The sequence below is a fragment of the Propionimicrobium sp. PCR01-08-3 genome, assembly GCF_030286045.1.
Taxonomy (GTDB): domain Bacteria; phylum Actinomycetota; class Actinomycetes; order Propionibacteriales; family Propionibacteriaceae; genus Brooklawnia.
This window is the reverse complement of sequence record NZ_CP127390.1, coordinates 3,190,103-3,205,848: the sequence shown is the minus strand read 5'-3', so window position 1 is coordinate 3,205,848 and position 15,746 is coordinate 3,190,103. Positions and strand designations below refer to the sequence as shown.

General features: G+C 63.5%; 13 protein-coding genes, 1 tRNA gene and 1 pseudogene. 6 read left to right on the top strand and 9 right to left on the bottom strand.

Translation table 11 applies throughout. The features are described from left to right. Positions 1-39: 39 nt before the first annotated feature. The 4 genes from QQ658_RS14860 (at position 40) to QQ658_RS14845 (ending at position 4,423) form a co-directional block, all read left to right on the top strand. Entirely contained in the window at positions 40-1,536 is a 1,497-nt protein-coding gene (locus QQ658_RS14860) for a serine/threonine-protein kinase (RefSeq protein ID WP_286025611.1), read from the top strand. A 309-nt stretch (positions 1,537-1,845) separates the two neighbouring features. Then, complete coding sequence (gene gdhA, locus QQ658_RS14855) at positions 1,846-3,186, top strand: NADP-specific glutamate dehydrogenase (protein WP_286025610.1); 1,341 nt, start codon at positions 1,846-1,848, stop codon at positions 3,184-3,186. A 352-nt stretch (positions 3,187-3,538) separates the two neighbouring features. Next, positions 3,539-3,853, top strand: coding sequence for a type II toxin-antitoxin system VapB family antitoxin (locus QQ658_RS14850; RefSeq protein WP_286025609.1), 315 nt, complete (start codon positions 3,539-3,541; stop codon positions 3,851-3,853). A gap of 45 nt (positions 3,854-3,898) precedes the next feature. Beyond that, on the top strand, positions 3,899-4,423 hold the full coding sequence (locus QQ658_RS14845) for a LytR C-terminal domain-containing protein (RefSeq protein WP_286025608.1): 525 nt from the start codon (positions 3,899-3,901) through the stop codon (positions 4,421-4,423). Between the two features lie 54 nt (positions 4,424-4,477). Here QQ658_RS14845 and QQ658_RS14840 read toward each other — a convergent pair whose 3' ends face one another. Then, a complete protein-coding gene (locus QQ658_RS14840; RefSeq protein WP_286025607.1) occupies positions 4,478-5,965 on the bottom strand; it encodes a PQQ-binding-like beta-propeller repeat protein in 1,488 nt (495 codons plus the stop codon). Positions 5,966-6,110: 145 nt separating this feature from the next. Further along, a complete protein-coding gene (locus QQ658_RS14835) occupies positions 6,111-7,412 on the bottom strand; it encodes an FUSC family protein (protein ID WP_286025606.1) in 1,302 nt (433 codons plus the stop codon). Between the two features lie 128 nt (positions 7,413-7,540). On the opposite strand from QQ658_RS14835, the gene QQ658_RS14830 reads away from it, so the two are divergent. Then, entirely contained in the window at positions 7,541-8,011 is a 471-nt protein-coding gene (locus tag QQ658_RS14830; protein WP_286025605.1) for an MFS transporter, read from the top strand. Positions 8,012-8,191: 180 nt separating this feature from the next. On the opposite strand, the gene cycA (QQ658_RS14825) is transcribed toward QQ658_RS14830, so the two are convergent. From cycA (QQ658_RS14825) to ald, 3 genes and pseudogenes are all read right to left on the bottom strand, one after another. Beyond that, positions 8,192-9,649: a D-serine/D-alanine/glycine transporter gene (gene cycA / locus QQ658_RS14825; RefSeq protein ID WP_286025604.1), complete on the bottom strand. Its 1,458-nt coding sequence runs from the start codon at positions 9,647-9,649 to the stop codon at positions 8,192-8,194. A 474-nt stretch (positions 9,650-10,123) separates the two neighbouring features. Further along, positions 10,124-11,533 (bottom strand): annotated as a pseudogene (cycA, locus tag QQ658_RS14820) (D-serine/D-alanine/glycine transporter); the annotation flags it as partial. Positions 11,534-11,825: 292 nt separating this feature from the next. Further along, positions 11,826-12,944: an alanine dehydrogenase gene (gene ald, locus QQ658_RS14815; protein WP_286025602.1), complete on the bottom strand. Its 1,119-nt coding sequence runs from the start codon at positions 12,942-12,944 to the stop codon at positions 11,826-11,828. 125 nt (positions 12,945-13,069) lie between these two features. On the opposite strand from ald, the gene QQ658_RS14810 reads away from it, so the two are divergent. Continuing rightward, the gene (locus QQ658_RS14810) at positions 13,070-13,582 is read left to right on the top strand and encodes an Lrp/AsnC family transcriptional regulator (RefSeq protein WP_286025601.1); all 513 of its coding nucleotides are present in this window, start codon (positions 13,070-13,072) and stop codon (positions 13,580-13,582) included. A 61-nt stretch (positions 13,583-13,643) separates the two neighbouring features. Here the strand turns inward: QQ658_RS14810 and QQ658_RS14805 are convergent, their stop codons facing one another. The 4 genes from QQ658_RS14805 to QQ658_RS14790 all read right to left on the bottom strand — a co-directional run bounded on the left by QQ658_RS14805 (position 13,644) and on the right by QQ658_RS14790 (position 15,688). Continuing rightward, positions 13,644-13,874 (bottom strand): ChaB family protein, encoded by a 231-nt coding sequence (locus QQ658_RS14805; protein WP_286025600.1) that lies wholly within the window; start codon positions 13,872-13,874, stop codon positions 13,644-13,646. Between the two features lie 478 nt (positions 13,875-14,352). Further along, positions 14,353-14,437, bottom strand: a tRNA-Ser gene (locus tag QQ658_RS14800). Positions 14,438-14,566: 129 nt separating this feature from the next. Next, complete coding sequence (locus tag QQ658_RS14795) at positions 14,567-15,022, bottom strand: nucleoside deaminase (protein ID WP_502928922.1); 456 nt, start codon at positions 15,020-15,022, stop codon at positions 14,567-14,569. A 6-nt stretch (positions 15,023-15,028) separates the two neighbouring features. Further along, entirely contained in the window at positions 15,029-15,688 is a 660-nt protein-coding gene (locus QQ658_RS14790) for a tRNA adenosine deaminase-associated protein (RefSeq protein ID WP_286025599.1), read from the bottom strand. Between the last annotated feature and the right edge of the window lie 58 nt (positions 15,689-15,746).

The window sequence follows — 15,746 nt, the reverse complement described above, 5'->3', positions numbered from 1 at the left end:
ATGCCCGGCGACACAGCCGGGTGGGGCAGGATAGAAGGCATGGAATCTGAGTTGCTGGCCGGGCGCTACGAGCTCATCGCCCAGGTCGGCGAGGGCGCGACCGGACGAGTGTGGCGTGGCTTCGACACGCTGCTCCGGCGCTCCGTGGCGATCAAAATCGTCGACCTCGCCGCAGCGACCGATCCTGCCATGGCCGAGCGGTTCCGCCGCGAGGGCGTCGCCATCGCCGGGGTCAGCGATGACGCCATCGTGAAGGTCTGGGACACCGGCACCGACGACAAGCGCGGCTGGCTGGTGATGGAGCTGCTCAGCGGCCCGAACACCAGCAAATTGGTCAAAGAAGGCGGGCCGCTCAGCTATCAGGTGGCGCTGCCGATGCTGGCCGACGTCGCCGATGGCCTGCAGGCCGCCCACGACGCAGGCATCACGCACCGCGATGTGAAGCCCGCGAACATCGTCCTTGATGCGCAGCCCGACACCGACGGCACGCTTCCCGATCTGATGGCTCACCCCGAATTGGGACGCCCGGTCCTGGTCGATTTCGGTATTGCCCGCATCGTGGATGAAGCAGGCAAGCAGCTGACCCGCCCAGCCACGGCCATCGGCACGGCCGCCTATATGTCGCCCGAGCAGGCCCGCGGCATGGATGTCGGATCGGCGTCCGACATCTACTCACTGGCCTGCGTCGCCTACCACCTGATTCTCGGCAGGCCTCCCTTCGTCGCCGACAGCTCCATCGCGGTCGCGCATGCGCAGGCGTTCGATACCCCGGTCCCGCTGCTGGAACTCAGCCCCGATATCCCCCCGGCCCTCGACACCTTGATCACGCGGATGCTCGCCAAGGACGCCACCGTGCGTCCGAGTGCCCGCGAGGTGGCCCACGAATTGCGCGCCATCAGCGTGAATCCGCAGATGGCGCCGACCGTGCCGCTCGATCCCGGCGCCACCCAAATGATGGAACCCACCGCCGAGACTCAGCTCATCCCGGGGGGCCGCCGTGCGGTGACCCCGCTCGCCGAGACCCGGATGATGACCTCGGGAAAAGACCTCGCCTCGTCCCCCGACGAGTCTGCGCCGATTCCGGACACAGACTCGATCGCCGGCGAGCAGGCCGGTGACGCCCTGGAACCTTCCGGAGATGACTCCGGATCGGGCGGCCGCAAGTCCGGCATCACCAAGCATTGGGGACGCTGGCTCGTCGGCCTGGTGATTCTTCTGTTGATCGCCGCTCTCGTCTACTCATGGACGAGGACGAACGCCGAGCCGCAGTCGAGCCCCACCGTCACCCTGACCTCGACCGCGACCGCCGCCCCGAGCACAACCGCTCCGGCACCGACGACCAGCTACCCCACGACCCAGGCGCCGCCTGTCACCACCTACGAGCCGCCGCCCACGTATGCGCCGCCCACCGTCACGGTTCCGCCGACGACCATCCAACCGACAATAACGAGCAGCACTGGGCCCAGTGGGTCAACGACCACGACAACCACCAGTCCGCCCACTGAAACGACCGAAGAGGCTACCGAGGGGACTTAGTGACAGTCGCCATCGCGAGCAGCCCCGTTGCTGCCCTGTAGACCTCTGTTGACCCGCCATCCCTATGTGGCTACCCCCCTTGGGCCCGTCTGCCAAGTTCTTACCAGTCGATCCCCCCAACGCGCATGGGCTGGTGCCCGCCGCCACGCGACGACAGCGCAAACCGGTGATCGTCTGCGGTGCTCAAACAAATGGTCGGCCGAAGCCGAACTACTGGTTCCGGCTAAGATGCTGCGTGCTCGCTGATTGAAGCTGCACGCCGTGCCGGACGCGACTTTGCACTGCCGCGGGCATGACGAAAGGACCCTTGTGGAATCCCATTTGACGAACGTCTATGAACAGATCATTGCCCGCAATCCCGGCGAGGCAGAGTTCCACCAAGCGGTGCGCGAGGTCTTCGACACTCTGGGACCGGTCATCGAGCGCAACCCGCAATACACCGAGGCCGCCGTGCTGGAACGTATCTGCGAGCCGGAACGCCAGATCATCTTCCGCGTGCCGTGGACCGACGATGCCGGCAAGGTGCAGATCAACCGTGGCTTCCGCGTCGAGTTCAACTCCGCGCTCGGCCCCTACAAGGGCGGGCTGCGCTTCCACCCCTCGGTCTACCTGGGCATCATCAAGTTCCTCGGCTTCGAGCAGATCTTCAAGAACTCGCTGACCGGCCTGCCCATCGGCGGCGGCAAGGGCGGCGCCGACTTTGATCCGCACGGACGCTCGGACGCCGAGATCATGCGGTTCTGCCAGTCGTTCATGACCGAACTGGCCCGCCACATCGGCCCGCAGACCGACGTGCCCGCCGGTGACATCGGCGTGGGCGGCCGCGAGATCGGCTATATGTTCGGCCAGTATCGCCGCATCACCAACCACTACGACGCCGGTGTACTGACCGGCAAGGGCCTCACCTGGGGCGGGTCGCTGGTGCGCACCGAGGCCACCGGATATGGCCTGGTGATGTTCACCAAGCGGATGCTCGCCACCCGTGGGTTGGAGTTCGAAGGCAAGAAGGTCGCTATTTCAGGTTCGGGCAATGTGGCGATCTACGCCACCGAGAAGGCCCAGGCCCTCGGCGCAAAGGTGATCACCAGCTCCGATTCGTCCGGTTATGTGATCGACGAGCAGGGTATCGATCTCGAGCTGCTGAAGCAGATCAAGGAGGTCGAGCGTGGACGCATCTCCGACTACGCGATTCGCCGCGGCGGCTCGGCCAAGTTCATCGCCGGCGGTTCGGTCTGGGATGTCCCGGTCGACGTCGCGCTGCCCTGCGCCACCCAGAACGAGCTCGACGGGGACGCCGCCCAGACGCTGTTGGGCAATGGAGTCGCGGCCATCGCGGAGGGCGCCAACATGCCCTGCACTCCGGAGGCGATCCTGGCCTTCCAGAAGGCCGGGGTGCTGTATGCGCCGGGCAAGGCGTCCAATGCCGGTGGTGTGGCGACCTCGGGCCTGGAGATGCAGCAGAACGCCTCGCGCGATTCGTGGAGCTTCGAGTACACCGAGAACCGGCTGTCCGAGATCATGACGAACATCCACGACACCTGCGCCCAGACCGCCGAGGAATACGGTCATGCGGGCGACTACGTGATGGGCGCCAATATCGCGGGCTTCACGAAGGTCGCGGACGCAGTTATCGCCCAGGGCCTGATCTGATCGCAGGTTCCGGCGGAGCCGGTGACCGTCATCCCCGTAGTCATCGGGGGTTTCGGGGATGGCGGCCCGCGCTCTGCCGGATATGCAAAGTCATCCCCCCGGTCGCCGGGGCTTCGGGATGGCGGCCCACGCTCTGCTCCGCCCGGTATGCAGAGCCATCCCCCTGGTCGCCGGGGGTTTCACAGGCGGCAGGTCACGTCGGGACGACTGCCTGCGTCCCGCGAATGGGCAGGCTTCTTGCCAACCGAGCCGCTTCATCAGTGGCATCGGGCAATCGAAATATTCCTGCAGATTTCCCTTACACCCGGTTATCCCTTGTGGCCCCGGCGACTCGTTTGGTTAGGATGACCAGGTGATCTTCAAACGAGTCGGCGAAGACAGGCCCTACCCCGATCACGGGTACACCCAGCGCGAATGGGCATCGATCGCCCCGCAGCAGGTGCGCCTCGATCAGCTGGTCACCACCAAACGCACCCTTGATCTGGATGCTCTCTTGGAGGAAGATTCCACCTTCTTCGGTGATCTGTTCGCGCACGTCGTGTCATGGCATGGCGACTTCTACCTCGAGGATGGCCTTCATCGTGCCCTGCGCGCCGCATTGCAGCAGCGCCAGACGGTTCATGCCCGGGTCCTGGATCTCGACGATCCTTCGAGTGAAGTAAACTAACGCCAATCCACCCGGCCTGCGGGCCCCAGCATTTCAGGAGCAACTGTGAGGAGTTCGGTTCGCCGGTGGGCCACCCCGATAACTTTGCTCGTCCTTCTGGCATTGCTCGGATTCGGATTGTGGTGGGGCTGGGGGCAACTGACGAGACCGGTCGGTGACCAGCCCGAACCGTGCGTCACCCAGTCGGCATCGACGCTGACCAGTACTCAAGTGACCGTCACCGTGCTCAACGCGGGAGGGACGGCAGGCCTGGCCGGCCAGGTCACCGAGCAGCTCACCACCTACGGATTCCAAACCAAATCACCGGGCAACAGCAGCGAAGAAGCCAGCCAGACGGTCGTCGTCGGAGCCACCGCGGACGCACCGGAGGTGCAGTTGGTGACGGGGTTCTTCACCGACGCCGAGGCGCGAGGAGACGATCGGACCGACGGCACCGTCGATGTGATTCTCACCGACAACTACGCAGGTTTCAACAACGATGCACCCACCGAGATCGAGGTATCCGGCGGCGTCATCTGCGTCCAGGAATCTTCGGCGCCACCTTCGGACGAGGCGACCACCGAAGGCTGAGCCAACAGGTAGCGCTCGCATTGCGATCATCAGCGCTGCCGCTACCCGCCCCGATCAGCCCATCGGAGCGTGGACGATCGTCGGACCCGACGGGTCCCATGAGACGACGAGGCCGTCCACGATGGTCATGTTCGTGTCTCCGCCGCCGAAGTCATCCACTTCGTTGCCATCGCGATCGTAGATCTCATAGCGTCCGTACTCGACCTCGGCGGCGAGCAGTGACCCATCGGCTGACACGGCAACGACCGACCCATCGGTCGGCAGCTTATGTCCGGACGGCTGGAGGACGGTTCCGTTCGCGTAGTCGGCCACGACCGTACCGTCGGCGTCCACGGCCTGCACGGTGCCTCCCATCATGAGGTCTTCGACCGTGAAGAACACGCGATTGGTCGACGAGGGGGTCAGCGGCTCACCTCCAGGACGCACCCGGCCCACCTCGTTCTGGTTGAAGTCGAACACCGGGCGTTCTTCGTTGTCAAACCAGCCTTGTGGGAGGGTGTAGCCGTCCCAGACCCACACCACTCTCTCCTCGTCAGAGGTGTTCAGATCCTGCTGAACGGTGAACTCTCCGGTGGACGCGTCCACCACACCGAATGCCGTGCTTGTGTAGCCGGAGCAGCCGATGTGGGTGCTCAGCAGATAGCAGTCGACGCCCACCTCGGGATAGACCGTTTGCCAGTTGATGATCCCGGAGCCGTCCAGCGCAATCGACAACAGCCGTGTCCCGCCCGGATCACCTGCTGCCAAGATCACGTTGCCGTCGCGTTCTCCGAGTGGAGTGACGGAATGGATGACTATCGGCGCCGCGTAGAAGGCATCCACCGAGCCGGTGTCGAGATCGATCCGCAGCAGCGCGCTTTCGGTATCGGTGTATTCGACGCAATATGCGTTTCCGTCAATGACGGCACCGTCTCCACAGATGGCCCCGTCGACGCGCCAGAGCTCCTGCCCGGAGCTGAGATCGAGCCCGGCGAGCGCGTCATCCGACGACAGCGCGACGACCGACCGGCTGAACGAAACTCCCGCCATCAGTCCGTCCGCCGACCAGGAGGTGCTTCCTCCCGCGTACCGCTCATCGAGCCAGGCATTTGCCGGGCCATTCGGGTGAAAGATCAGGTTCTTGTCGCTGTTCCATGGACGCACAAAGGCCACCACGATCACGACCACGGCCACCAGCAGGACAGCAGCGCCGCCGAGCACGATCGTCCGTCGCTTCTTCGGGTTCGCGCCGACAGGTCCCGGCTGCTGGGGACCGAAACTAAAAGTATGCGGGCCCGGCTGCTGCTGCCAGGGCGGGGGCGATGGCTGATAGGGCTGTCCTCGGTAGGGCTGCTGAGGGCCCGGCGGTGTCTGCCCTGGGTATGGCTGTCCCGGCTGCTGATAGCTGAAGCCTTGCCTCCCCGCGGGTGGCGCCGGTGACTGGTGTTGGCCGAACCAGGGTGGCTGATCGGCAGGATACGGCGGACGCTGATCGGCAGGATACTGCGGGTGCTGATCGGACCATCGGGGATCACGGCCCTGATAGGGCGGGGGATTGCTCATGCTTACCTCCAGCTCTCCTGCCCTGATGCGGCTTCGTCACCTCATCAGAGGGCATGCCGAACATCTTATCGGTCAGGCAGGCCGCCCCTTGCCGCAGGCACCAAGGCTCAATTCGTCGGCGTGGCAGGCGCTTCGGCTTCGTGGATCATGAGGCGCGCTCGTCCGGGTCATCGGATTCCCGGCCGGGTTGCATCGCAGCCTCCCCCGGCCTGATCTCCGGCTGAGGCCCGATGGCCGGAAGCTGCTCGGTCCCCCAGATCGCCGAGGCCAGCTCCACATCGGGAGCCTTTGGGTCTTCTTCGTCCGGTTTGAAGTCGCCGGTGTCGGCGAGCACCGCGCGCGCCTGGGCCATCGACAAGCCCGTGAGTTCCAGCATGTCCACCAGGACGGCACGCAGCATCGAGGTCATCGCCGCGCTGCGCCAGTCTTCCGGGTCCTCGACCAGGGTTGAGGGTCCGAGGGTGCTGGCCAGCCGCATCGCCTGGTCGCGAGCCGATGTCGGACGCTTCCAGTCGGCGATACCCTTCGATATCTGCTCCAAGAGATCGGCGGCGTGCCACATCGGTGCGGCGATCTCCACCATCGGCCCCACCTCGGTGACCATGCCGCGTCCCTGTCTTTGCATCATCGACAAGGTGACATGCATCCGCTCGACCAACCCGAGCATGCGGTCGAGTTCAGCCAACGCGCCTCTCGACCCGAAAGCACGCGGGCTGACGGCAGCCGTCTCCTGAGCGGTGGTGAGAGCCCGCCTGCCATCATTGAGCAGCTCACGCAACGAGGCGAGACGCCCGTGCAACTGCGAGATCTCTTCGAAGTCGCCGTTCAGCAGACCCTTGCTGAGCCGGCGGGTGATCTTGGACGCCTCCAGGATCGCATAGGTAACGTAGCGCCGAGGCCTGGTCATCACGTTGGTCGGCAGGATCACCGTCGCCGAGATCGCGAATACGGCTCCCACGACCGCGCTCAGGAACCGGTCGAAAGCCGTCACGGTCGACGACCCGGAGTTCATCAAGGCGATGGTGGCGGCCACAACCATGGATTGAATGGCCATTTGGAACGCGACCATCTCGGAGCGATCGATCAGGCGTCCGATCAGGGGGCAGATCAAGAAGAGCAAGAAGAGCTGCGGCGCACCGAACCCCCAGTACTGGCCGACGAGGCCCCCGATCAGCACGCCGATGCTCGCCCCGGCACTCATCTCGACGGCTTTGCGCAGCTCACGGTTGCGGCTCAGGCCCATGGAGACGAAGGTCACGATGGGGGCAAAGATCGGCGCCGGATCATTCAGCACGTAGTAGCAGAACACCCACGACAAGGTTGCGAAGAACGCCGTCTGCAAGGTGGGAATCGCTGCACCCTTGACGCGGATCCGGCCTGCGCGGACATTCGCACCAATGTAAGACGCCCAACGGTCCCACCAATGCTCCATGCGCGATTCACTCACTGGGACAATGCTACTCGGCACGCGAGGCTCGCTGAGTCTTGCAGCAGGCCCGGCGGACGATAACGTTGGGGACGCCGGGAATCGGGGCGCGGGTCAACCATCTCGATTTCGATCAAGGAGAGAAAACAATGACACCGAGTACAGCGGGCATGGCCACCGGAGTGGTGGGAGTCATCGGCGTCCTCGCCGAGATCGCCCTATTGGCGTGGCTGATCTTTTCGTCGCACAGCACGGCCCGCAAGCTGGCCATCATCGGCATGAGCCTGTTCATCGTCGGACGAATCGTTGCCGCCTTTCTGCCGATGGCCGCCGCCTCGCTGGGGATCGGCGTGATCGCCTTGAACTCGGTGATCACCGGCGGTCTGTGGATCGCGGGAATCGTCTGCCTGCTGATGGCGTTCATGCGATTGGACGCGATGGTCACCGGCCACGAGCATCAGCCCGGATCCGCTCCCCGGCAGCAGCACTGGGCGTCCGGCCCGCAGGACAGCTACCGTCCTTATCAGGGCAACGCACCCCGAACCGACTACGGTCCCGAGCAGGGCGACAATCCGGGCGGCCCCCAGAACTATCGTCCCGGCCCCTGGTCCGGCCAGTAACAATACGGACGGCCACGCGCGCCGAGGTTCCACTGTGTATCCGGAGCACGGAAGCCGGCCGACGGCGTCCATGCTGGTTCTCGAACCGAGAAACTCCAGCGATCGAGCGTCGCTGATGGGGTTCTCGCCATCTCAGATCAAAGTGATCGGCTACCGCCGCCGAGACGAGCCTTCGCGTGGCTAGCTGTGGGCAACCGGACGAGGATGATGGGCGAGGTCTTCGGGACGACGCTTGCGGTGCACGGCGTAGCAGATGCCGAGCATGATGAACCACACGGGCGTCGCGATCAATGCGATCCGGGTATCGGGTTCAAAGGCCAAGATCACCAGCATGCCGACGAAGAACACCAGCACCAGCCACGACAACCCGACACCGATCGGCATCTTGTACACCGACGCTTCGTGCAGTTCGGGATTACGGCGGCGGAAGACGAGATAGCTGGCCAAGATGATGCTCCACACGAAAATGAAGAGCACCGACGACACCGTGGTGGCGATGGTGAAGGCGCCGATGATGGTGTCGGACAGGTAGAGCAATGCGATTCCCGGGAGCAGGCAGCACACCGAGAAGATGAGGCCGTTCGCCGGCACCTTGTGACGGGTCAGGCGTCCGAAAGCGCCCGGGGCCTTGTCGTCCAATGACAGGCCGAAGAGCATCCGGGAGGTGGAGTAGATGCCCGAGTTGGCCGATGACGCGGCCGAGGTCAGGACAACGAAGTTGACCACCGAGGCGGCCGCACCGAAGCCGACCATCGCGAAGACTGAGACGAAGGGGCTCACGTTCGGGTCGATGGACCGCCAGGGCATCACCGCCATGATCGCGGTCAGCGCCAGCACGTAGAACAACATCACCCGCAGCGGGATGGCGTTGATGGCCTTCGGCAGCGTCTTCACCGGATCCCGGGTTTCGGCGGCGGCCGTGCCGACCAGCTCGATGCCGACGAAGGCGAACAGCGCGATCTGGAATCCTGCCATGAATCCCTTGCCGCCGGTCGGGAAGAATCCGCCGTCGTTCCACAGATTCGCGACCGAGGCGTGGTAGCCCTCGGCCGAAGTGAACCCGACGACGACCATCACCACGGCGACGGCGATCAGTGCGACGATCGCGACGATCTTGATCATCGCGAACCAGAACTCGACCTCGCCGAACAGCCGGACCGCGATCAAATTGAGCCCCAGCAGCAATAACACGAGGCAGGTCGCGGGCAGCCATTTCGGGACTCCCGGCCACCAGAACTGCACATACGAGGTGACGGCGATCAGGTCGGCCATGCCGGTGACGATCCAGCAGAACCAGTACGTCCAGCCGGAAAAGAACCCGGCCCACGGTCCGAGCACATCTTCGGCGATGTCGCGGAACGACTTGTAGTTCAGGTTCGACAGCAGAAGCTCACCCATCGCCCGCATCACGAAGAAGAGCATGATGCCGATGATGGCGTAGACGAGCAGGATGGAGGGCCCGGCCAGTGAGATGGTCTTGCCGGACCCCATGAACAAGCCGGTGCCGATGGCGCCGCCGATGGCGATCAGCTGAAGATGCCGGTTGGCGAGTCCTCGCTCGAGGGTGCCATCCGATTGGTCGTCGGACGACCCGGTCCCCGGGGCCGAAGGGCTGGTCTGTTTTTGTTCTGTACTCACGTGGGCTCTCCTTTGTCTCCGATCGACCCGGTGCCGATGAAGACGGGGGTAGGCGCCTTACCTACTCGGGGAGAGATTACTCGCGTGCCTGTGAGCCGGATACAGCCACCCCGGATTCTTGCTGCGGGTCACAGGGACGAGGCGCCGGATCCAGGACGAGCCGGTCAACCAGATGCTCATGGCAATGGTTGACCGGCTGCGACCGGCGGATCGCTAGCTGCCCGGTACCGGCGGTCTCTCCCGCTTTGCGGTTTCCACGACCACTCGCAGATCGTCGTCAGTTGTCCAGGCGCCGTCCGGCTGATCGTCCCAATCGTCCTCGGTCTGCGCCGTGATATCGGCCTCTTCTGGGGCTCGGACGCCCGCGGGAGGCGCGGCGTCGGCTGCCCCATCGGCAATCTCGTCACTAAGGACGAACTCGTTCGCGAGCACCGAGTAAGGCGGCATGGTCGCAGGCTCGTGACCCTTGCGGACATCGTCGGGGTGCCGTTTGCGATGCACGGCGTAGGCGATGCCCAGGGCGATGAACCAGATGGGTGTCGCGATCAGTGCCATCCGGGTATCGGGTTCGAATGCCAAGATCACCAGCATGACCACGAAGAATGCCAGCACCAGCCACGACAGCCCGATACCGAACGGCATCTTGTAGGGCGATGCCTCGTGTAGCCCGGGGGTACGTCGCCGGTACACCAAGTAGCAGCACATGATGACGCTCCACACGAAGATGAACAGCACCGACGCCACCGAGGTCGCGATAGTGAACGCTCCGATGATCGAGTCCGACAAGTAGAGCAGGACCACCCCAGGCACCAAGCAGCAGCAGGAGAAGATGAGCCCCTTGGCCGGTACCTTGTGCCTGGTCAACTGCCCGAAAGACTTCGGCGCCTTGTCGTCCAACGACAGCCCGAAAAGCATTCTCGAGGTGGAGAAGATGCCCGAGTTGGCCGACGACGCAGCAGAGGTCAGGACGACGAAGTTGACCACTGCAGCAGCTGCGCCGAAGCCCGCCAGCGAGAACATCGAGACGAAGGGGCTCACGCTCGGATCGATGGAGCGCCACGGCGTGACCGCCATGATGGCTGCGAGAGCGCAGACATAGAAGAGCATGACTCGTAGCGGGATGGCATTGATTGCCTTCGGCAGGGTCTTCACCGGATCCTTGGTTTCGGCTGCGGCGGTGCCGACCAGCTCAATGCCGACGAAAGCGAAGAAGGCGATCTGGAATCCGGCCATAAACCCCATGCCGCCAGTTGGGAAGAACCCGCCATCGTTCCACAGGTTCGCGATCGTCGCCTGATGCCCCTCCGGAGAGGTGAACGCGGCGATGAGCATGACGACCGCCACGACGATCAACGAGATGATCGCGACGATCTTGATCATCGCGAACCAAAACTCGACCTCGCCGAACAACCGGACCGCGATCAAATTCAGGCCCAACAGCAACAGCACGAGACAGGTCGCCGGTAGCCACTTCGGCACGTCTGCCCACCAGAACTGCACATAGGCGGTGACCGCAGTCAGGTCGGCCATGCCAATGACGATCCAGCAGAACCAGTAGGTCCACCCGGAGAAGAAGCCGGCCCAGGGGCCGAGGATGTCTTCGGCGATATCGCGGAAAGACTTGTATTTCAGGTTCGACAACAGCAGCTCACCCATCGCCCGCATCACGAAAAAGAGCAACGTGCCGATGATGGCGTAGACAAGCAGGATGGAGGGCCCGGCCAGCGAAATGGTCTTGCCGGATCCCATGAACAAGCCGGTGCCGATGGCCCCGCCGATGGCGATCAGTTGTAGATGCCGGTTGCCGAGACCCCGCTCGAGGGTCTCGTCCGGCTGTGTCGAGGTTTGTGCGACCGGGGGTCTGTCTGATTGATGACTACTCACGAGGGAACTCCTTTGTTTCCAAGCAGAAATTTTCGAGGCGGCAATGTCGATCGATGCCGGCGCCCGCCCGGATGGGCCCGGGAGGAACCGTCCCGATCGCGTTCGCACAACCGGTCGTGATTAAGACGGCCTCCCGGGGCGCCTGCTCAAGGTGCCTTGGTCAAGACCCGGATTCACCGATGCCAGCGATGCGCGTGATCGAAGAGTCTTCGAATCCGATTCCGACGATTTTCGCTACTGCGTGTCCATATGGCGTGGATCCGAGCTTGGTCCGAGCCGGGTACAGACCCGATCAGGCCGCCAACACGTGTGCGGCGGAGGTGAAGCTGTGGCCCCAGGCCAGCGCAACCGGCTCGCTGGTGAGCTCGCCGGCAGCCGTCGACAGGCCGCGAGCCAGGGTCTTGTCGCGGCACAGCGCCTCACGCCAGCCGAGGTCCGCCAGTTTCGTCACGTAGGGCAACGTCGCGTTCGTGAGCGCATAGGTGGATGTGACAGGGACGGCGCCGGGCATGTTCGCCACGGCATAGAAGATGCTGTTGTGCACCTGGTAGGTCGGCTCGGCGTGAGTGGTCGCATGGGTATCGGCGAAGCAGCCGCCCTGATCGACGGCGATGTCGACGAAGACCGAACCGGGCTTGGCTGCCGCCACCATCTCGTTGGTGACCAGCTTGGGCGCCCTGGCGCCAGGAATCAGCACCGAACCGATGACCAGATCAGCGTCCGCGATTGCGTCGTTGATCGCATATGAGGTGGACGCGACAGTCGACACCGAACCATGGAATTCGGAATCGAGCTGGGCGAGCCGCTCAAGATTCACATCGAGAACGGTGACCTGGGCGCGCAGGCCGTGGGCCATCTGAGCGGCGTTGTAACCGGCCGTGCCGCCACCGATCACCACGACTTTGCCGGCCTTCACGCCAGGCACTCCCGAGATCAGCGTGCCGTCGCCGCCGTGGTGCTTGAGCAGGCATTGGGAGCCGACCAGCGTCGACAGGCGTCCGGCCACTTCGCTCATCGGAGACAGCAACGGAAGCCCGCCGCGATCGGTCTGCACGGTTTCGTAGGCGATCGATACGGCTCCGCTCGACAAGAGTGCGTCGGTCTGTGGCTTGTCGGCGGCCAAATGCAGGTAGGTGAACAAGGTCATATCCGGACGCAGGTAGCCGTACTCGGACTCGATGGGCTCTTTCACTTTCAGGACGAGGTCAGCCTGGCCCCAGGTATCGGCAGCCGAACCGATGAGTTTCGCGCCGGCGTGCTCGTAAGCCTCGTCGCTGATCGCCGATCCGAGCCCTGCACCTTTCTCGACGAGGACGTCGTGGCCATGCTGAACCAGTTGATGCACGCCGGCCGGAGTTATGGCGACGCGTGATTCCTGACTCTTGATTTCTGTGGGAACACCGATTTTCATGATCTGCCTTCCGTTACGGAGGCCTGCGCCGTTGCAAGCCCCACGTGAAAAGCGTTCTGGAAATCTGGCCTTGGTGACACCCGTGCGCGTTTTATGCTGAGGATCCTTCGAGATAAGTTTTTCCAATGAGTCGCGATGTCGATCATGCAAGGGCCAAAGCGCCGAAGGATCCGCGTCACCTAGATGCCACCGACCATCTGATTCTGCACATCCTGATGGCTCGTGGACGAATACCCAACAGCACGCTCGCGCAAGCCGTCTCGGTTGCGGAGTCGACGGCACACGCCCGGGTACGGGCATTAATGGACTCGGGAATCATCAGAGGCGTCCACGCAGACTTCGATCTATCCGCCCTCGGACGCCCCCTCGAGGCACTCGTGCAAGTTCAGATCCAACGGAGCTCTCGCGACAAAATAAAATCGGAAGCCTTACGGCTCGCCGAACGTCCGGGTGTTATTGCGATCGACTTCCTCGGAGGCGACTACGACTTGCTGGTTCGGATCGCAGCGAAGAACTCGGCCGATCTGAGCGATTTCGTTCTCAACGAACTGAATGCACATCCCGAGATCGCCAAGACCAAGACGCTCACGGTGTTGGAGCATTTTCGCGGCCGACAGCCGTTCGGCGCGCCCACGTGAAGAGCGGAGGCCATCGTCGCGGCCGCGTAACTGTTTACCACGTGCTATCGGGACCGTCACTCTAATCGTCCGGATGCCACTTGTCGTCATCGCCCTTGGAGTACTTGTCCTTGACGGCTGCCCAGGCCACACGATGAGCGGCTTCTTCGCGGGACTCCTTGCCACGGCGCTTCGATGGGCTCTCGTACTGATCCCAGGCGCTGTTGTAAGCCGCCCGGTAGATGTCTTCGGCGTGTTTGGGGAGTGCTTTGCGCACGGCTTCAGGAAGGTCTTCATTACGTGAGTACGGCATCTTCGTTCCTCCTCATCGAGCGTCCCGACAGGACCTGTGCGTCTCAAGGCTATGCCTGTCGCGCCGGCCGTCAAGTCTGCGCGATGCCACATGGAGCAGCAGTCCACGCCGGAGGCCGGCGACGCATGCGGCACCAGAACGAGAAAAGTCCCGCAACATCACGAGTCGTGATCACTGCTTGTTCTTTCCGGGTGGGCCGAGCAGAGGTTGTTCGCGGCCACCATCAGCCCCGATCGCGACTACCAACCCGGAACAACACAAATAGGGTGAACCCACTAACCGAGGGTTCACCCTATTCCAACGTCCTGCGACATCACACCGCGGTGTTCGACGCGTTGCGTCTCGACCGCTTCGTTAGCTTCGGGAAAACAAGCAAGCCTGATTTCCTCTCAGCCTTCCTCGCGGTATTCGAAGTTTCTCGACCGCTTCGTTGGCCTCGGAAGAACGAGCAAGCTCGTTCTTCTCTCGGCCTTCCTCGCGGTGACGGAGGGATTTGAACCCTCGGTGGCTTGCACCACACTCGCTTTCGAGGCGAGCTCTTTCGGCCGCTCAGACACGTCACCGTCGACTAGGGTACGGCATCGGTCGCCCCAATTTCCAATCGAGCGGGCTGACGAAGCAAGGCCGATACCAAAAGCGGGGTCGCCGTTCACGCAGTGACGGAGGGGTTTGCACCTGCGAGCGGTCGACGATCAACGGCGAGACTCGAAAAAGCCCTTCAACTGCGCCTCTGCTTCGTCCGCAAGGACGCCAGAGACCACGTCGACACGATGGTTCAACCGAGGATCTCGCACCAGATCCCACAGGGAGGTCACCGCGCCTGCCTTCGGATCGAAGGCCCCGAAGACCAATCGCTCGATCCGGGAAGCCACGATCGCCCCTGCGCACATCGCGCACGGTTCCAAGGTCACCACGAGAGTGCAACCGGGCAGCCGCCAACCGTCACCCAGCACACCGGCGGCCCGCCGCAGCGCCACGATCTCGGCGTGCGCGCTGACATCGGCATCTAACTCGCGCTCGTTGCCGCCGACAGCGAGCTCCTCCCCCGCAGCCGACAACACAACGGCGCCAACCGGTACGTCTCCGCTCTCAGCGGCCAAGCCGGCGACCGCCAGCGCGCGCCGCATCGCGCCATCCCACCTACTCACGCGGGGTCAGTTGACGGCCTGCTCGAACGCTTCCCGAACCCTCATCAGATCGACGATCTGGCGCACCAGCTGATCCGAATCCTCGTCGGGGTCACTCGCGATCTGTTCCATGTCGAACTCGCTGACCCCTTGATCGGCGAGCATGTCGAAGTCACCGACCGCATCGGAGTCATCGTCCGGGTCAGGCACCTCCATGCCGAGGTAGTCGATCACATCGCGCGCGATCGGCCAATCGTTGGACTCGATCGAATCACTCAGCAACACCTGAACCGTGCGTCCGCGCACCCGGCACAGCACGAAGAACTGTCCCGCGACCGAGACCAGCCCCAGCGCGCCGGCATCGCCGGGCAATCTGCGCAGTTGATCGCATAGTTCGTCCAGATCGTTGGCCAGCGTCCATGACAACTCGGTGGCTACCGCCACACCGTCCTCACGATAGAGCGCGACGACGAAGTCGACCTCATCTTCGGTGGCGTCTTCATAGTCATCGTCGTAATCGTCATCATCGTCATCGAAATCGCCGTCGTCCTCTTCGTCATCGAGTTCGTCGTAGTCATCGGGCACGATGCCGCCGTCGAGATCGGCATCGTGGTCGTCGAATTCTTCGCCCAGATCATCGGTATCAACGGATTCAGCATCTACGAACTGCTCGTCATCAGCGCTCATATTCTGGCTCCTCACCTGGGCGTACATCACCCATGGTGGCAGATGCAACCGCGCATCG